The sequence below is a fragment of the Streptomyces sp. NPDC020917 genome, assembly GCF_044333795.1.
In the GTDB taxonomy this organism is placed as follows: domain Bacteria; phylum Actinomycetota; class Actinomycetes; order Streptomycetales; family Streptomycetaceae; genus Actinacidiphila.
Map to the genome: position 1 here is coordinate 92,324 of NZ_JBIRRR010000001.1, position 17,617 is coordinate 109,940.

The 17,617-nt window shown below is 70.3% G+C and carries 16 protein-coding genes and 2 tRNA genes; 15 read left to right on the plus strand and 3 right to left on the minus strand.

Going from position 1 to position 17,617, the window contains the following annotated elements; translation table 11 throughout:
• Nucleotides 1–38: 38 nt before the first annotated feature.
• Both ACH4TG_RS00350 and ACH4TG_RS00355 read left to right on the plus strand, forming a co-directional pair.
• Nucleotides 39–1,181, plus strand: a complete 1,143-nt coding sequence (locus tag ACH4TG_RS00350) for a PP2C family protein-serine/threonine phosphatase (RefSeq protein ID WP_398239277.1) — start codon at nt 39–41, stop codon at nt 1,179–1,181.
• Between the two features lie 149 nt (nt 1,182–1,330).
• Nucleotides 1,331–1,525, plus strand: coding sequence for a hypothetical protein (locus tag ACH4TG_RS00355; protein ID WP_326449269.1), 195 nt, complete (start codon nt 1,331–1,333; stop codon nt 1,523–1,525).
• Here ACH4TG_RS00355 and ACH4TG_RS00360 read toward each other — a convergent pair.
• Nucleotides 1,490–2,521: an asparaginase domain-containing protein gene (locus ACH4TG_RS00360; protein ID WP_398239279.1), complete on the minus strand. Its 1,032-nt coding sequence runs from the start codon at nt 2,519–2,521 to the stop codon at nt 1,490–1,492. The two genes, ACH4TG_RS00355 and ACH4TG_RS00360, sit on opposite strands and share 36 nt — an antisense overlap.
• Nucleotides 2,522–2,690: 169 nt before the next feature.
• On the opposite strand from ACH4TG_RS00360, the gene ACH4TG_RS00365 reads away from it, so the two are divergent.
• Complete coding sequence (locus tag ACH4TG_RS00365; RefSeq protein ID WP_398239281.1) at nt 2,691–3,143, plus strand: Lrp/AsnC family transcriptional regulator; 453 nt, start codon at nt 2,691–2,693, stop codon at nt 3,141–3,143.
• A gap of 94 nt (nt 3,144–3,237) precedes the next feature.
• On the opposite strand, the gene ACH4TG_RS00370 is transcribed toward ACH4TG_RS00365, so the two are convergent.
• A tRNA-Gly gene (locus ACH4TG_RS00370) sits at nt 3,238–3,311 on the minus strand.
• Nucleotides 3,312–3,422: 111 nt separating this feature from the next.
• Here ACH4TG_RS00370 and ACH4TG_RS00375 point away from each other — a divergent pair.
• The 5 genes from ACH4TG_RS00375 to clpX all read left to right on the plus strand — a co-directional run bounded on the left by ACH4TG_RS00375 (nt 3,423) and on the right by clpX (nt 8,280).
• Nucleotides 3,423–3,499 (plus strand) — tRNA-Pro (locus tag ACH4TG_RS00375).
• Between the two features lie 174 nt (nt 3,500–3,673).
• Complete coding sequence (gene tig / locus ACH4TG_RS00380; RefSeq protein ID WP_398239283.1) at nt 3,674–5,092, plus strand: trigger factor; 1,419 nt, start codon at nt 3,674–3,676, stop codon at nt 5,090–5,092.
• Between the two features lie 303 nt (nt 5,093–5,395).
• Complete coding sequence (locus ACH4TG_RS00385; RefSeq protein WP_398240427.1) at nt 5,396–6,016, plus strand: ATP-dependent Clp protease proteolytic subunit; 621 nt, start codon at nt 5,396–5,398, stop codon at nt 6,014–6,016.
• 69 nt (nt 6,017–6,085) lie between these two features.
• Nucleotides 6,086–6,778 carry an ATP-dependent Clp protease proteolytic subunit gene (locus tag ACH4TG_RS00390; protein WP_398239285.1) on the plus strand — a complete coding sequence of 231 codons (693 nt, stop codon included), beginning with the start codon at nt 6,086–6,088 and terminating at the stop codon, nt 6,776–6,778.
• A 218-nt stretch (nt 6,779–6,996) separates the two neighbouring features.
• Nucleotides 6,997–8,280, plus strand: a complete 1,284-nt coding sequence (clpX, locus tag ACH4TG_RS00395) for an ATP-dependent Clp protease ATP-binding subunit ClpX (protein WP_398239286.1) — start codon at nt 6,997–6,999, stop codon at nt 8,278–8,280.
• A gap of 75 nt (nt 8,281–8,355) precedes the next feature.
• Here the strand turns inward: clpX and ACH4TG_RS00400 are convergent, their stop codons facing one another.
• Entirely contained in the window at nt 8,356–9,327 is a 972-nt protein-coding gene (locus ACH4TG_RS00400) for a hypothetical protein (RefSeq protein ID WP_398239287.1), read from the minus strand.
• 117 nt (nt 9,328–9,444) lie between these two features.
• Here ACH4TG_RS00400 and ACH4TG_RS00405 point away from each other — a divergent pair, with 117 nt between their 5' ends.
• The 7 genes from ACH4TG_RS00405 to mreD all read left to right on the plus strand — a co-directional run bounded on the left by ACH4TG_RS00405 (nt 9,445) and on the right by mreD (nt 17,581).
• The gene (locus ACH4TG_RS00405) at nt 9,445–12,078 is read left to right on the plus strand and encodes a valine--tRNA ligase (protein ID WP_398239289.1); all 2,634 of its coding nucleotides are present in this window, start codon (nt 9,445–9,447) and stop codon (nt 12,076–12,078) included.
• A gap of 99 nt (nt 12,079–12,177) precedes the next feature.
• A complete protein-coding gene (locus tag ACH4TG_RS00410) occupies nt 12,178–13,710 on the plus strand; it encodes a bifunctional folylpolyglutamate synthase/dihydrofolate synthase (RefSeq protein ID WP_398239291.1) in 1,533 nt (510 codons plus the stop codon).
• A gap of 25 nt (nt 13,711–13,735) precedes the next feature.
• Nucleotides 13,736–14,071, plus strand: a complete 336-nt coding sequence (locus ACH4TG_RS00415; RefSeq protein ID WP_398239293.1) for a DUF4233 domain-containing protein — start codon at nt 13,736–13,738, stop codon at nt 14,069–14,071.
• Between the two features lie 52 nt (nt 14,072–14,123).
• Nucleotides 14,124–14,537: a nucleoside-diphosphate kinase gene (gene ndk / locus ACH4TG_RS00420; protein ID WP_398239295.1), complete on the plus strand. Its 414-nt coding sequence runs from the start codon at nt 14,124–14,126 to the stop codon at nt 14,535–14,537.
• 234 nt (nt 14,538–14,771) lie between these two features.
• On the plus strand, nt 14,772–15,794 hold the full coding sequence (locus ACH4TG_RS00425; protein WP_398240429.1) for a rod shape-determining protein: 1,023 nt from the start codon (nt 14,772–14,774) through the stop codon (nt 15,792–15,794).
• Between the two features lie 110 nt (nt 15,795–15,904).
• Nucleotides 15,905–16,924 carry a rod shape-determining protein MreC gene (mreC, locus tag ACH4TG_RS00430; protein ID WP_398239297.1) on the plus strand — a complete coding sequence of 340 codons (1,020 nt, stop codon included), beginning with the start codon at nt 15,905–15,907 and terminating at the stop codon, nt 16,922–16,924.
• A 3-nt stretch (nt 16,925–16,927) separates the two neighbouring features.
• On the plus strand, nt 16,928–17,581 hold the full coding sequence (mreD, locus tag ACH4TG_RS00435) for a rod shape-determining protein MreD (RefSeq protein ID WP_398239299.1): 654 nt from the start codon (nt 16,928–16,930) through the stop codon (nt 17,579–17,581).
• The last annotated feature ends 36 nt before the right edge of the window (nt 17,582–17,617 follow it).

Here is a 17,617-nt window from a genome sequence, read left to right on the forward strand (position 1 = left end):
TGCACGGCGGGGCGATCGATGGGTAGGGTCGCCGGGACATGGCAAAGGACGTGGCAAGGGAAGGCATCGGGCTCAGGTGGAGCAGGCGGCTGCACCGGGCCCGGCTCGGCGTGCGCCGGTCCGCCGTGGACTACTTCCGCGGCGACGCCTCGGACTGGGCGGGCCTCGCGGTCGTCGCCCTGACCATCCCGGCCCTCGCCTACACCACGGTCTGGTCGCCCGAGTGGTGCCCGCCCAGCGCGCTGGCGCTGCCGATCCTGGCCGGTGGGCTGCTGCTGCGCCCGGCGAGCCTGCTGCTGCTCTACGCGGCCTCCGCGGTGGCGCTGGTCGCCGAGTCCGCGGCCCTCGGCCCGTACCGCGAGGGGCCGGCGCGGGTCACGCCCGGCACCGTGCTGGTGGTCACCGCGGTGGCGCTGACCGGCCTGATCATCGCCCAGTTCAGGGCGCGGGTGGGCGTGCCCTGGCGGCGCGGCCACACCATGCTCTTCGACCTGCGCGAACGGATCAGGGTGCAGAGCCGGTTGCCGCGGCTGCCGGGCGGCTGGCACGCGGAGATGGCACTGCGGCCGGCCGGCGGGCAGTCCTTCTCCGGCGACTTCGTGGTCGCCACCCGCACGTCCGACGGGCGCGTGCTGGAAGCGGTGCTCACCGACGTCTCCGGCAAGGGCATGGACGCCGCGTCGCGTTCCCTGCTGCTGTCCGGCGCGTTCGGCGGCCTGCTCGGCTCGCTGCCGCCGCACGCCTTCCTCAGCGCCGCCAACGGCTACCTGCTGCGCCAGAACTGGGATGAGGGGTTCGCCACTTCGGTGCACCTGGTGCTGGACCTGGAGACCGGCGACTACGAACTGCTGTCCGCGGGGCACCTGCCCGGCGTCCAACTCCACGCCGGCACCGGCAAGTGGGAGCAGAAAGCCGCCGAGGGCCCGCTGCTCGGCGTCTACGACGGCGCCGAATTCCTGGGCGTCAAGGGCACGTTGCAGTCCGGTGACGTGCTGATGCTGTTCACCGACGGGCTGGTGGAGACCGCCGACCGCGACATCGCCGAGGGCATGGACCGGCTGATGGGGGAGGCGGACCGCTTCGTCGCCACCGGATTCCGGGGCTCCGCCTGGCGGTTGATCGAAGCGGTCGCCAAGGATGTCAACGATGATCGTGCGTTGCTCATGGTGTGCAGGGACTGACGCTCGGGAATGGGACTATGGGTTGCACGGTCGCATTGTGGTCTCCCGGGTCCCTGGGCGATGGCACCATGGAGCGGGCGAGGCGGGGGCAGGGCAGCGGCACGGTCCCCGGACCGGCAAGGAATTACCGATTGAGGAAGTGATCCGCTGTGGTTATCTCCCTGTCCGCCGTGCTGTTGCTGGCGATCGTCCTGGTGGTGATGATCCGGAGCAAGTCCATCAAGGTCGGTCCGGCCATAGTGGCCGCTCTGTTCGGGTTCTTCCTCGCCTCGACGAACATGGCCCCGTCGGTCAACCGGTTCCTGACGTCACTTGCCGACACGATCAACCAGATAAAGATCTGACCTGGCAGCGGGCTGCGGGTCCGCGGACAGCACCTGGCGCAGCGTCTGCTGCGCCTCGTCCGCGGAGGACGCGGCCAGCAGTGCGGCGAGCACCGCGATCCGCGCCTGGCCCGGACGCAGCGTTCCCGTCAACTGGGCGCCGGCGGCGGCCAGATCGACCGCGCCCCCGCCGGTGTACAGGGGGGTCACCGCGCCCGCCGCGACCCGGGTGCTGATCGCGACCAGCACCCCGTCGCGCACCGCGCGCTCCACCGCGGCGGCGACCACCGGATTGGTGTTGCCGGCCCCGGTGCCGACCACCACGACGCCGCGGGCGCCGGCGCCGAGCGCGGCCTCGAACAGCACGGCGTCGCCGTCACTGTGGTGCATCACCACGTCCACGCGCGGCGCGACGGCGTCCCGCGCGGGCAGCGGCAGCGCGGCGGGCCGGGGCCGGTGCGGTCCCCAGGCGACGCGGCCGAACTCCACGCGCCCCAGCGGCAGCCCGTCCGGGTCGCCGAACGCGCGGGCGTCGACGGTGTGCTTCTTGACGGTGCCGCGGGCGGCGAAGACCTGTCCGGCGAAGACGATCACCGCGCCGATGTCCCGGCCGGTGGCTGCGGTCAGCAGCGCGTCGTAGAGGTTGCCCGCCGCGTCGCCGTCCTCGGCGTCCAGCGGCTTCTGGGCGCCGGTGAAGACCACAGGGCGCCGGTCGGCGTGGAAGAGGTCGAGGAGGAACGCGGACTCCTCCAGGGTGTCCGTACCGTGGGTGACGACAACGCCGTCCACCGAGGGGTCGGCCAGCACCTCGTGCACGGCGTGCAGCAGCCGCAGCTGGTGGTCGGTGGTCAGCTGCGAGCTGTTGACCGTGAACAGGTCCACGACCCGCACGTCCACGCCCTCGGGGACCGCCCCCGCGGCGAGGACCTCCTGCCCGGCGGCTTCGGCGGCATAGCCGGCGCCCTGCCACCGGCTGGCGATGGTGCCCCCGGTGCTGATGACCACGACGTGTCGCACGATGCCTTCGCCTCCATCTGTGACGGCCCTGCGGAACGGTGCGCGGAACACGGCGGCACACCGGGAGGCAGCGCGCAGCTGCCTCCAGCACAATGATATGCGCGTAGACCTGTCATATGATTGCGAAGTCTGACCGACACACCCTTGTTTCATGGTAGGAGATGCCACCATGGACGCCATCGACAGAAGTATCTTGCGCGAGCTCCAGGCCGACGGCCGGCTGACCAACCAGGAACTGGCCGCGCGGGTCGGCCTCACCCCCTCGCCCTGCCTGCGGCGGGTGCGCCAGCTGGAGGACGACGGGGTGATCCGGAGCTACCGCGCGGTGGTCGACCCCGGAGCGGTCGGCCGCGGCTTCGAGGTCTTCGCCTCCGTCGAGGTCCGCCGCGACCGCGCCTCGGTCGCCGCCTTCGAGGCCGAGCTGCAGACCATCCCCGACGTGGTCGAGGCCTACCGCCTCTACGGCGCCCCCGGCAGCCTGCTGCGGATCGCCGTGGCCGACTCCGACGCCTACGAGCGCTTCTGGACCGACAAGCTGATCTCGCTGCCCGGCGTCACCGACGTCAACTCCCAGATGATCATGAAGCGCATCAAGTCCCCCCAGGGCGTCCCCGTCGACTGACCCGGCCGACCGGCCCCGCCGCGGCGGGGCGGAGACCCCCGGAAGACAGCGACGGCCCGGGCGGGGTCTCCCCTGCGGCCGGGCCGTGGCGGTGTGGAGCGGGCGACGGGAATCGAACCCGCGTAGCTAGTTTGGAAGACTAGGGCTCTACCATTGAGCTACGCCCGCAGCGCCTGTGATTCTGGCACATCGCATAGTAGCCGGTCGAACCGGTGGAGCGGCGGGTGGAATACCGGCTGCCCACGCGTGCGGGGACATGTACTCTACGTGTCGCACCAGCGGGGTGTGGCGCAGCTTGGTAGCGCGTCCGCTTTGGGAGCGGAAGGCCGTCGGTTCGAATCCGGCCACCCCGACCAGCAGTTCCGGGCAGGAGCGGGGCAGCGGGTACGAGCCGCCGCAGGCGGCCGTACGACCCCGTCCGGCGCGTTTGTGGTACCCGGTAGGATGGGTCGCTGGCGACCGGACGCGCGGCACCGACCGCGCACATCGCATCGCCCCCATCAACGTAAAGCCCCCAAGGAGACCCAACCGTGAAGAGCGCCGTCGAGACTCTGAACCCGACCCGGGTTCGACTCACTGTCGAGGTGCCCTTCGAGGAGCTCAAGCCCAGCCTCGACGCGGCGTACAAGAAGATCAACCAGCAGGTCACGGTGCCGGGCTTCCGCAAGGGCAAGATCCCTGCGCGCGTCATCGACCAGCGGTTCGGCCGTGGCGCGGTCCTCGAAGAGGCGATCAACGACGCGCTGCCGAAGTTCTACACGGAGGCGGTCAACGAGGGTGAGCTGAAGGTCCTCGGCCAGCCCGACGTGGACATCACCGAGTTCAACGACGGCGACGAGCTGAAGTTCACCGCCGAGGTGGACATCCGCCCCTCCATCGAGATCCCGGACTACTCCGGCATCGAGGTCACCGTCGACGCCGTCGAGGTGAGCGACGAGGACGTGGAGAAGTCCCTGGAGCAGCTCCGCGAGCGCTTCGCCTCCACCGCCCCGGTCGAGCGCGCCGCCGCCGACGGCGACGTCGTCGTGGTCGACCTGGAGGCGTCCGTCGACGGCGAGGTGCTGGAGGACGGCATCGCCAAGGGCGTCAGCTACACCATCGGCTCGGGCCAGCTGCTCGACGGCATCGACGAGGCCGTCACCGGCCTGGAGAAGGGTGGCTCCGCCACCTTCACCTCCGAGCTCAAGGGCGGCTCCGCGGCCGGCCGCGAGGCGTCCGTCAAGGTCGACGTCTCCGACGTCCAGGAGCGCGAACTGCCCACGCTGGACGACGACTTCGCCCAGATGGCGTCCGAGTTCGACACTCTGGAGGAGCTGCGCGAGGACAGCCGCAAGCGGCTGGCGCGCATGAAGTCCTACGACCAGGCCACCCAGGCGCAGGAGAAGGTCCTGGACGCCCTGATCGAGCTGGTCGAGGTCCCGATCCCGGAGAAGCTCCTCAAGGACGAGATCGAGACCCGCACGCACAACCTGGAGCACCACCAGTTCCCGTCCCTGGGCCTGACCTGGGACACGTACCTGGAGCGCGAGGGCAAGACCCGCGAGGAGTACGACGCCGAGGTCGAGACCCAGTCCGTCAAGGGCATCAAGACCCAGTTCATCCTCGACGAGCTGGTCACCCTGGAGAAGCTGTCGGTCAACCAGGAGGAGCTCACCGAGCACCTCATGCGCCGCGCCGCCACCTCCGGCATGACCCCCGACCAGTTCGCCCAGGCGGTCGTCGAGGGCGGCCAGGTGCCGATGCTGGTCGGCGAGGTCGCCCGCGGCAAGGCGCTGGCCGTCGTCGTGGAGGCCGCCAAGGTCACCGACACCAACGGCGAGGTCGTCGACCTGGAGGACGAGGAGGACGAGGAGGACGAGACCGGCGAGACGGTCGAGGCCGCCGCGGAGACCTCCGAGGACGCCCCCGCCGCGGACGGCGACGCGGACGACAAGCCCGCCGAGTCCTGACCCGCAGGCACACGTCACGGGCCCGAACACCCACCGGTGTTCGGGCCCGTGCCCGTGGGCCGCGGCCGGCAGCCGGCCGGGCGCACACCGTCCGGCGCACCCACCCTGCGCTATCAGCGAACAGTTCCGCGTAGGGGATTGCTGGGCCCCACCTGCGCGTTAGGGTCCACAAGTAGGAGGGCAGAGGTGCAGCAGCGCGGTGAGCGTGAGTACACCGTGCTGGCCGCGCCCCGGCCCTGACGAAGACCCTGTGACGGTCTGTCTACCGTCCGACAACGAGCAGGTGGATACGTGACGACTCCGATGCCCTCCGCCGCAGGCGACCCGACTCCGTTCGGTGGCCTCGGCGACCAGGTCTACAACCGACTGCTCGGCGAGCGGATCATCTTCCTCGGCCAGGCGGTCGACGACGATATCGCCAACAAGATCACCGCGCAGCTGCTGCTCCTGGCCGCGGACCCCGAGAAGGACATCTTCCTCTACATCAACAGCCCCGGCGGCTCCGTGACCGCCGGCATGGCGATCTACGACACCATGCAGTTCATCAAGAACGACGTGGTGACGATCGCCATGGGCATGGCCGCCTCGATGGGCCAGTTCCTGCTGACCGCGGGCACCCCGGGCAAGCGCTTCGCGCTGCCGAACACCCGCATCCTGATGCACCAGCCCTCGGCGGGCCTGGGCGGTTCCGCCACGGACATCAAGATCCAGGCCGAGCAGCTGCTGCACACCAAGCGCCGCATGGCGGAGCTGATCGCGCAGCACTCCGGCCAGACCTTCGAGCAGATCACCAAGGACTCCGACCGCGACCGCTGGTTCTCCGCCGAGGAGGCCAAGGAGTACGGCCTGCTGGACGGCGTGATGCTCTCCGCCGCGCACGTCCCGGGCGGCGGCGGCACCGGCGCCGGCGGCCCGTCCGCCTGAGCCAGGCACGGCACTCCCGGCCCCAGATCCTCTCGAAGCCCCCCTCACCAGGACGGTGGTCTCAACCCCATGAACCCCTTGAACTTCCCCGGTAGCGGACTGTACGAGCGGCCCGACATGCCCAGGGCCGAGCGTCACGGCGTGTTCGGCGCCGAGGCCCGCTACGTCATCCCGCGCTTCGTCGAGCGCACCTCGCAGGGCGTGCGCGAGTACGACCCGTACGCGAAGCTCTTCGAGGAGCGCGTGATCTTCCTCGGCGTGCAGATCGACGACGCCTCGGCCAACGACGTCATGGCGCAGCTGCTGTGCCTGGAGTCGATGGACCCGGACCGGGACATCTCCGTCTACATCAACAGCCCCGGCGGCTCCTTCACCGCGCTGACCGCGATCTACGACACCATGCAGTTCGTGAAGCCGGACATCCAGACGGTCTGCATGGGCCAGGCGGCCTCCGCCGCCGCGGTCCTGCTGGCGGCCGGCAGCCCCGGCAAGCGGATGGCGCTGCCCAACGCCCGGGTGCTGATCCACCAGCCGTACAGTGAGACCGGCCGCGGCCAGGTGTCCGACCTGGAGATCGCCGCGAACGAGATCATCCGGATGCGGCAGCAGCTGGAGGAGATGCTCGCCAAGCACTCCACCACCCCGATCGAGCAGATCCGCGACGACATCGAGCGCGACAAGATCCTGACCGCCGAGGAGTCGCTCTCCTACGGTCTGATCGACCAGATCGTGTCCACCCGCAAGACGTCCGTCGGCGTCTGAGCAGCGCCCCGGAGGGGCGCCTGATCAGCGGTCGAGGGACGGCTGACCGGCAGTAGAAGGACGGATCGCCGCACCCGGTGTGAGCGGCCTCCCACGGACTCGCACAGCCAGTACGTCCAAGGGGGGCCCACACCGGGGGCGCGGCAAGGTACCGTCGATGAGAGAAGCACCAGGCTCCGTTGAAGGTCGGCGGATCCCAGGCGAAGGGGAAAGACCTCGTGGCACGCATCGGTGACGGCGGAGACCTGCTGAAGTGCTCGTTCTGCGGAAAGAGCCAGAAGCAGGTGAAGAAGCTCATCGCAGGCCCCGGTGTGTACATCTGCGACGAGTGCATCGACCTCTGCAACGAGATCATCGAGGAGGAGCTCGCCGAGTCCTCCGAGGTGCGCTGGGAAGACCTGCCCAAGCCCCGGGAGATCTACGAGTTCCTCGAGGGCTATGTCGTCGGGCAGGAACCGGCCAAGAAGGCCCTGTCCGTGGCGGTGTACAACCACTACAAGCGGGTCCAGGCCGGTGAGGCCGGACGCCCCGGCCACGACGACGCGATCGAGCTGGCCAAGTCCAACATCCTGCTGCTCGGCCCGACCGGCTCCGGCAAGACGCTGCTCGCGCAGACCCTGGCCCGGATGCTCAACGTGCCGTTCGCCATCGCCGACGCCACCGCCCTCACCGAGGCCGGGTACGTCGGCGAGGACGTGGAGAACATCCTCCTCAAGCTGATCCAGGCGGCCGACTACGACGTCAAGAAGGCCGAGACCGGGATCATCTACATCGACGAGATCGACAAGGTCGCCCGCAAGAGCGAGAACCCGTCGATCACCCGCGACGTCTCGGGCGAGGGCGTGCAGCAGGCGCTGCTGAAGATCCTGGAGGGCACCACCGCGTCGGTGCCGCCGCAGGGCGGGCGCAAGCACCCGCACCAGGAGTTCATCCAGATCGACACCACGAACGTGCTGTTCATCGTGGGCGGCGCGTTCGCCGGCCTGGAGAAGATCATCGAGGCCAGGGCCGGCGCCAAGGGCATCGGCTTCGGCGCGACGATCCGCTCCAAGCGCGAACTGGACATGTCCGACCAGTTCTCCGACATCATGCCCGAGGACCTGGTCAAGTTCGGCATGATCCCGGAGTTCATCGGCCGCCTGCCGGTGATCACCAGCGTGCACAACCTCGACCGCGAGGCGCTGCTGCAGATCCTGGTCGAGCCGCGCAACGCGCTGGTGAAGCAGTACCAGAAGCTCTTCGAACTCGACGGCGTGGAGCTGGAGTTCGAGCGCGGCGCGCTGGAGGCCATCGCCGACCAGGCGATCCTGCGGCAGACCGGCGCCCGCGGCCTGCGCGCCATCATGGAGGAGGTGCTGCAGTCGGTGATGTACGAGGTGCCGTCCCGCAAGGACGTCGCCCGCGTGGTGATCTCCGCCGACGTGGTGCACTCCAACGTCAACCCCACGCTGGTTCCGCGCGAGCCGCGGATCGTGGGCAAGGGCGAGCAGAAGAGCGCGTAGCGCTCCCCGCGACACACGAAGGGGCGCCCGGTCCGATCGGACCGGGCGCCCCTTCGTACGTCCGCGGGCGGTGCGTCAGGACAGCGGAACGCGCACGTCCTTGCGGACCTTGGCGGTGAGGTCGGCCGCGTCGGACACCGAGGTGTCGCCGCCGACGCCGGTCATCATGGCGGCCGCGTCGATCGGGATGACGTAGCCGACCGTGCTGTAGTCCGCCCACATGCAGACGGAGGTCGTCAGGGACTTGTTGGTGCTGCCCTGGGTGAACTTCACCTGCTGGCACTCCATGACCGCGTCGTCGGCGCCGGCCGGGTGGACGGTCTGCGTGCTGCCGACCAGCTCCTCCTTGCTGCCGTCGCTCTCGGGCTTGGACGACTGGGCCTTCGCCCGGGCGTCGGCGAACATGGCGTCGACGACCTTCTTCGGGTCCTTGACGGTGCCGTACACGCCGCTGAACTCCAGCAGCTTGCCGGTCAGTTCGGACGAGCCCTTCATGTACCCGGCGGAGACCTTCTGCGCGTTGGTGACGCCGAGGCCCTTCATCCGCTCGATGTCGCTGTCGTCGAAGCCGTCGGAGCTGCTGCCCGCGCTGTCGCTCTTCTTGTACGAGTCGGCCACCGTGTCCGGCGTGATCAGCTTGTACTTCTTGCCGTCGTCCTTGAGTGCGGAACCGCCGCCACCGCCGCCCTTGGTGACGAAGAAGACGCCGACGCCGATCGCGACCAGGGCCACGACCGCGCCGATGATGAGACCGGTCTTCTTGCCGCCGCCCTGCGGGGGAGGGCCCTGCGGGTAGCCGTAGCCGGGCTGCTGCTGGCCGTACGGCGGCGGGACCTGGCCGTAGCCCTGCTGCTGCGGGGGCACCTGGCCGCCGTAGCCCGGCTGCTGCTGCGGGGGCTGCTGGGGGTAGCCGTAGCCCGGCTGCTGCTGGCCGTATCCGCCCGGCTGGGGCTGCGGCTGCCCGTATCCACCGGGCTGCGGCTGACCGTAACCGCCGCCCTGGGGCTGCTGCCCGTAGGGGTTCGGCGGCGGCTGGTTGTAGCTCATGGGTTTCGTCCCCTCCGTTAACGAGAAAGCCCATCCTCGCGCAGGTCTGCGCCGTTGCTCACATCGGGGGCGCAACTGGTTCGTAACAGCCTCGTCCGCCGCCGTAGAATCCCTGGCGTGACCGACAACACTCAGCGCCCCGACAGCGGGCCGACCGACAGCACCCCCGAACTGCCGACCCAGTACACGCCGGCCGAGGTAGAGGGGGAGCTGTACGAGCGCTGGGTAGAGCGGGAGTACTTCGAGGCCGACGCCAAGAGTGACAAGCCTCCGTACACCATCGTCATCCCGCCGCCGAACGTCACCGGTTCACTCCATCTGGGGCACGCCTTCCAGCACACGCTGATGGACGCGCTCACCCGCCGCAAGCGCATGCAGGGCTACGAGGCCCTGTGGCTGCCCGGCATGGACCACGCCGGCATCGCCACCCAGAACAAGGTCGAGCAGCAGCTCGCCGAGGAGGGCAAGTCGCGGCAGGACATCGGCCGCGAGGAGTTCGTCGAGCGCGTGTGGCAGTGGAAGGAGGAGTACGGCGGGAGGATCCTCGGCCAGATGCGCCGCCTCGGCGACGGCGTCGACTGGTCCCGCGAGCGCTTCACCATGGACGAGGGCCTGTCCAACGCCGTCCAGACCATCTTCAAGAAGCTCTACGACGACGGGCTGATCTACCGCGCCGAGCGGATCATCAACTGGTGCCCGCGGTGCCTGACCGCAATCTCCGACATCGAGGTGGACTACCAGGACGACGACGGCGAGCTGGTCTCGCTGAAGTACGGCGAGGGCGACGACACGGTCATCGTGGCGACCACCCGCGCCGAGACGATGCTCGGCGACACCGCGGTCGCCGTCCACCCGGACGACGAGCGCTACCGGCACCTGGTCGGCCGGCGGATCAAGCTGCCGCTCACCGACCGCACCATCCCGGTGGTCGCCGACGCCCACGTCGACCCGGAGTTCGGCACCGGCGCGGTCAAGGTCACCCCGGCCCACGACCCCAACGACTTCGCGATCGGCCAGCGCCACGGCCTGGAGTCGATCACCGTCATGGACGAGCGCGGCATCATCACCGTGCACGGCCCGTTCCAGGGCCTGGACCGCTTCGAGGCACGCAGCGCCATCGTGGGCGCCCTGCACGAGCAGGGCCGGATCGTCGCCGAGAAGCGCCCGTACGTCCACTCGGTCGGCCACTGCTCGCGCTGCAAGACCACCATCGAGCCGCGGCTGTCGCTGCAGTGGTGGGTCAAGGTCGAGCCGCTGGCCCGCGCCGCGGGCGACGCGGTGCGCGACGGCCGCGTCGCCATCCACCCCAAGGAGATGGAGAAGCGGTACTTCGACTGGGTCGACAACATGCACGACTGGTGCATCTCGCGTCAGTTGTGGTGGGGCCACCGCATCCCGGTCTGGTACGGGCCGAACGGCGAGCAGGTGTGCGTCGGCCCGGACGAGCAGCCTCCCACCGGCGAGGGCTGGACCCAGGACTCCGACGTCCTGGACACCTGGTTCTCCTCCGGCCTGTGGCCGTTCTCCACGCTGGGCTGGCCGGACCGCACCGCGGACCTGGAGAAGTTCTATCCGACCGACGTCCTGCTGACCGGCCACGACATCATCTTCTTCTGGGTCGCCCGGATGATGATGTTCGGCCTGTACGCGATGGACGGCGTGGTGCCGTTCCACACCATCGCGCTGACCGGCCTGGTCCGCGACGAGTTCGGCAAGAAGATGTCCAAGTCCAACCCCAACTCGGTGGACCCGCTGGACTGGATGAACGCCTACGGCTCCGACGCCGTCCGCTTCACCCTGGCCACCGGCGCCAACCCGGGCGCGGACGTGCCGATCGGCGAGGACTGGGTCAAGGCGTCCCGCAACTTCGCCAACAAGATCTGGAACGCCACCCGGTTCGCGCTGATGAACGGCGCGAGCGTCGAGGGGCCGCTGCCCTCGGCGGCGCAGATGTCCGCGACCGACCGGTGGATCCTGTCCCGGCTGAACCTGGTGGTCGCCCAGGTCGACGCGTACTACGAGGACTTCCAGTTCGCGAAGCTCAGCGACGCGCTCTACCACTTCGCGTGGGACGAGGTCTTCGACTGGTACGTCGAGCTGTCCAAGACCACCTTCCAGGCCGGCGGCGAGCCGGCCGAGGCCAGCAAGCGGGTGCTGGGCGAGGTGCTGGACGTCACGCTGCGGCTGCTGCATCCGGTGGTCCCGTTCGTCACCGAGACGCTGTGGACGGCGCTCACCGGCCGCGAGTCGGTGGTGATCGCCGAGTGGCCGAAGGACAGCGGCTTCCGCGACGCGGCCGCCGAGGCGGAGATCGCCGAGGTGCGCCGGGTCGTCACCGAGGTCCGCCGGTTCCGGTCCGACCAGGGCCTGCAGCCGGGCCAGCGGGTGCCGGCACGGCTCACCCTGGACGGCACGCTCCTCACGCCGCACGAGACCGCGATCCGGCAGCTGCTGCGCCTGCAGCCCGAAGGCGAGGGCTTCCACCCGACCGCCACCCTGCCGGTGGCCGGCGCGGTCGTCGCGCTCGACCTGTCCGGCACGATCGACGTGGCGGCCGAGCGCAAGCGGCTGACGAAGGACCTGACCGCGGCGGAGAAGGAGAAGGCGGACACGACCAGGAAGCTCGGCAACGACGCGTTCCTGGCCAAGGCGCCCGAGCCGGTCGTCGCCAAGATCCGCGCCCGGCTGGCCACCGCGGAGGCCGACATCGCCCGGATCACCGCGCAGCTCGCCGCGCTGCCGCAGGGCTGAACCGCCGCCCTCGCCCGGTCCGCGGGTCCACCGACCCGCGGACCGGGCCCGGCGAGGGCCAGGCGAAGATCGGGGGCGCCGCTTTCGTAGACTGGACCCGTGAGCAACCCTCCCAGCGACGAGCCCTACGGGCGGCTCGACGACGACGCGTACGACGACGCCGCGGACGACACCCAGGACCAGGGCCCGCGCGAGGTCGACATGGCCGTGATCGAGGCGGGCAGCCGCACCCTGCGCACCGAGGTGACCCCGCCCGCGCCCGAGGACGACGTGCCCGCGCGCCCCGCCGACCCCGAGGTGGACCGCGCGCTGCGCGCGGTGGAGGACGAACTGCTCGGCCGCTGGCCGGAGACCAAGCTCGACCCGTCACTCGACCGGATGACCGCGCTGATGGACATCCTCGGCGACCCGCAGCGCGCCTACCCCTCGATCCACATCACCGGCACCAACGGCAAGACCAGCACCGCGCGGATGATCGAGCGGCTGCTGCTGGCCTTCGAACTGCGCACCGGCCGCTACACCAGCCCGCACGTGCAGTCCGTCACCGAGCGGATCAGCCTGGACGGCCGGCCGATCCCGGCGGAGCGGTTCATCGAGCAGTACCACGACCTGACGCCGTACATCGGCATGGTCGACCAGTCGCAGCCGCACCGCATGTCCTTCTTCGAGGTGCTCACGGGCATGGCGTACGCGGCCTTCGCCGACGCGCCGGTGGACGTGGCCGTCGTCGAGGTCGGCATGGGCGGCTCCTGGGACGCGACCAACGTGGTGGACGGCCAGGTCGCCGTCGTCACCCCGATCGCCCTGGACCACACCGAGCGGCTCGGGAGCACTCCGGGCGAGATCGCCGGGGAGAAGTCCGGGATCATCAAGCAGGGCGCCACCGCCGTCCTCGCCCAGCAGCCCGCGGACGCCGCGCAGGTGCTGCTCAAGCGGGCCGTGGCGGTCGACGCCACGGTGGCCCGCGCGGGCATGGAGTTCGGCGTGCTGCACCGCGAGGTGGCCGTCGGCGGGCAGATGCTGACGCTGCGCGGCCTGGGCGGCGAGTACGAGCAGGTCTTCCTGCCGCTGCACGGCGAGCACCAGGCGCAGAACGCCGCGCTGGCGCTCGCCGCCGTCGAGGCGTTCTTCGGCATCGGCAGCATGCACCAGCGGATCCTGGATCTGGACACCGTGCGCGGCGCGTTCGCCACCGTCACCTCGCCCGGCCGGCTCGAAGTGGTGCGGCACAGCCCGACCGTGGTGCTGGACGCCGCGCACAACCCGGCCGGCGCGCAGGTCACCGCGGCCGCCGTCAGCGAGGTGTTCGGTTTCAGCCATCTGGTGGGCGTGGTCGGCCCCAGCGGCGACAAGGACGTGCGCGGGCTGCTGGAGGCGTTCGAGCCGGTGTTCGCCGAGGTCGTGGTGACCCGCAACTCCACCTCGCGCGCCATGGACGTCGACGAACTGGCCGCGCTGGCCGTCGAGGTGTTCGGCGAGGACCGGGTCCAGGTCGAGACGCGGCTGGACGACGCGCTGGAGGCGGCCATCACCCTCGCGGAGGAGGAGGGCGAGTACTCCGGCGCGGGGGTCCTCGTGACCGGTTCGGTGATCACCGTCGGAGAGGCCCGGCTGCTGCTGGGCCGCAAGTGAATCGTGGAATGAAGGGGCCCTGGGCATGCGGACGCTGTGTGCGAGCACGCTGATCGGCGAGTTCTTGGTCATCGGCTTCGCCGGGCTGGTGGCGATGAAGCACCCGGACCTGACGATGGGCCAGGTGTGGACGGTGTGCGGCATCGCCATGGCGCTGTGCGTGCTGCTGTGCGGCATGCTCAGCCGGCCCGGCGCGCTGGCGGTGGGCTGGGCGCTGCAGATCGGCCTGATCGCGAGCGGGTTCGTGGTCGGTACGATGTTCTTCCTCGGGGTGATCTTCGCCGCCCTGTGGTGGGCGTCGATCCACTACGGCCGCAAGGTCGACGAGATCCGGGCGCGCCCCGCGGCGCCCACGGCGTGAGCCGCGCCTTGTAGGCTCGTCGCACATTCTTTTGAGTATCAGGAGTCGCACCGTGTCCCAGCGCACCCTCGTCCTTCTCAAGCCGGACGCCGTCCGCCGCGGCCTGATCGGCGAGATCCTCGGCCGGATCGAACGCAAGGCGGGCTGGACCATCAGCGCGCTCGAACTGCGCACCCTGGACCGCGGCACGCTGGAGCAGCACTACGCCGAGCACGTCGGACGGCCGTTCTACGAGCCGCTGGTGGAGTTCATGGCGTCCGGGCCCGCGGTCGCGCTGGTCGTCGAGGGCGAGCGGGTCATCGAGGGCGTGCGCGCGCTGGCCGGCCCGACCGACCCGATCGCCGCCGCGCCCGGCTCCATTCGGGGGGATTTCGGCACCATCGTGCGGGAGAACCTGATCCACGCCTCGGACTCCGAGGAGTCGGCCGAGCGCGAGATCAAGATCTTCTTCCCCACCCTGGCCTAAACCCCGGACGAAAGCCGCATCTTGCGGACATGGTCCGCTGATGAGCGGGAACAGGACAACCGGGGCCCCCACGGGAACCAAACACTCCGACACGGCGTCACCATTACTGAGGTCCGCTGTGCGTTCTGATGACAATGGCGTCGGAACCCCGACAGCGCGCCCCCACCGGGCGCGACTACGATGGAACCTCCGCCCACGCTCGGGAAGGCCAGACGTATCCACATGGCGAACAACATGTCGTTCATCGGCCGTGACATGGCTGTCGACCTCGGGACTGCCAACACGCTGGTGTACGTCAGGGGCCGCGGGATCGTCCTGAACGAGCCATCGGTCGTCGCGGTCAACACCAACACCGGTGGCATCCTCGCGGTGGGCGCCGAGGCGAAGAAGATGATCGGCCGCACCCCGGGCAACATCGTCGCCGTGCGGCCCCTGAAGGACGGCGTCATCGCCGACTTCGAGATCACCGAGCGCATGCTGCGCTACTTCATCCTGAAGATCCACCGCCGCCGCTACATGGTCCGCCCGCGCGTGGTCATCTGCGTGCCCTCGGGCATCACCGGAGTGGAGCGCCGCGCGGTCATCGAGGCCGCCACGCAGGCCGGCGCCCGCACGGTGCACATCATCGAGGAGCCGATGGCCGCGGCCATCGGCGCCGGGCTCCCGGTCCACGAGGCCACCGGCAACATGGTGGTGGACATCGGCGGCGGCACCACCGAGGTGGCGGTCATCAGCCTCGGCGGCATCGTCACCGCGCAGTCCATCCGGGTGGCCGGCGACGAGCTGGACAACGCGATCATCCAGCACATCAAGAAGGAGTACAGCCTTCTGCTGGGCGAGCGCACCTCCGAGCAGATCAAGCTCACCATCGGCTCGGCCTTCGCCTCCAAGGGCGAGGAGGAGCACACCGAGATCCGCGGACGCGACCTCGTCAGCGGGCTTCCCAAGACCGTGGTGATCTCCGCAGCGGAGGTCCGCAAGGCCATCGAGGAACCCGTCAACGCGATCGTCGACGCGGTGAAGACCACGCTGGACAAGTGCCCGCCGGAACTGTCCGGCGACATCATGGACCGCGGCATCGTGCTCGCCGGCGGCGGCGCGCTGCTGTCGGGTCTCGACGAGCGGCTGCGCCACGAGACGGGCATGCCGATCCACATCGCCGACACCCCGCTGGACTGCGTGGCGCTCGGCGCCGGCAAGTGTGTCGAGGAGTTCGAGGCGCTCCAGCAGGTCCTCGACGCGGCGCCCCGCAGGTGACACTGCGAAGCGCCGCGCCCAGGACCTGAAGTACCCCGCACAGTAGTTCCGACCGGCCGCGGCCCCTTCAGCGGCGGCGGGTCCGATACGGAAGGCACGGACTGGCGCCCGTGAGGGACACAAAGGAGAGCCGGCTTCTGCTGGTGCTGCTGGTGGTGGTCGCGTTCGCGCTGATCACCGTGGACATCCGGGGCGGTGAGAACTCACCGCTGGACCGGCCGCGGCAGGCCGCGCAGTCCGTGTTCGGGCCGGTGGAGAACTCGGTCGCCAGCGCCGTCAACCCCGTCGGCAACGCCATAGACGCGGTCCGCGACTCCGGGGACCGCAGCTCCACCATCGACCGCCTCAAGAAGGAGAACGAGGCGCTCAAGCAGGAGCTCGGCTCGAAGGACATCACCCGCAACCGGGCCGCGGAGCTGGACCAGTTGCTGAAGACCGCCGGAGCCGGCCAGTACACCATCAAGGGTGCGCAGGTCATCGCCATAGGAGCGGCGCAGAGCTTCTCCTGGACGGTCACCATCGACGCCGGCGGCAACGACGGCATCACCCGCGACATGACCGTCATCAACGGCGACGGTCTGGTCGGCCGGGTCACCACCGTGGGCCCCTCGACGTCCACCGTGCTGCTCGCCAACGACCCGGACTTCACCGTCGGCACGCGGCTCGAAGGCTCCATGGAACTGGGCTTCGCCAGCGGCCAGGGCAACCAGCCGATGCGGGACCAACTGCTCAACGGCAAGGCCGACGTGCACAAGGGCGACCGCCTGGTGACCTTCGGGTCGGAGGCCGGCAAGCCGTTCGTGCCCGGCGTGCCGGTCGGAAGGATCACCGGCATCGAGCCGTCCGGCGGCAACCTCACCAAGACCGTGCTGGTGCAGCCGTTCGTCGGCTTCACCAAGCTGGACATCGTCGGCGTGGTCGTCGTCGGCCCGCGTACCGACCCGCGCGACAGCGTGCTGCCGACGCGGCCCGCGCCGCCGGCCAAGCCCACCCCGGCCAAGCCGTCCAACACGCCCAGCCCGGGCACGACACCCACCACGCCGGGCACCCCCGGCACGCCGACGTCCCCGGGCAACGGGACCGGCACCGCCGGCCGCAACCCGACCCCGACGACCACCAGCGGGGGCTGACCCATGCGCCTCAACCGGATCCTGCTCTCCACCGTCCTGGTGGTCATCGCGATGGTCGTCCAGGTCAGCGTGCTGGCCCGGCTGCACCTGCCCGGCGCGGTCCCCGACCTGCTGCTGCTCACCGTGCTCGGCCTGGCCCTCACCTACGGCCATGTCGGCGGCTGCCTGGTCGGCTTCTTCGCCGGCCTGCTCGCCGACATCGCGCCACCGGCCGACCACGCGGTGGGCCGCTACGCGCTGGTGCTGTCGGTGATCGGCTACGCGGCCGGGCTCGCCAAGCCCGACTCCGGCCAGCTGCGCACCGCGGCCGGCCCGATGCTGGTGGTCATCTGCGCCGCGTTCGGCACCACGCTGCTGTACGCGGGCGTCGGCAGCCTCGTCGGCGACACCGCGGGTGCCCATGTCGGCCTGGGGAAGCTGCTGTTCACCGCCGCGATCTACGACCTGCTGCTGGCGCCGTTCGTCGTCCCCCTGGTGATGGCGCTGGCACGGCACTTCGACCACGACCCGCTGACCGAGGACTCCGCGGGCGGGTTCGGCGGCAGCCGTCCCCGCACGCGCTGGGGCCGGTCGGGGGCCACCGGGCCGCGCGGCATGTTCGGCCGCACCGGCCGCACCGTGAAGATCACCACGCTGGCCAGGGGAGCCCGCAGGTGACCGGCACGACACGCACCGACGGCACGGCCGGGGACG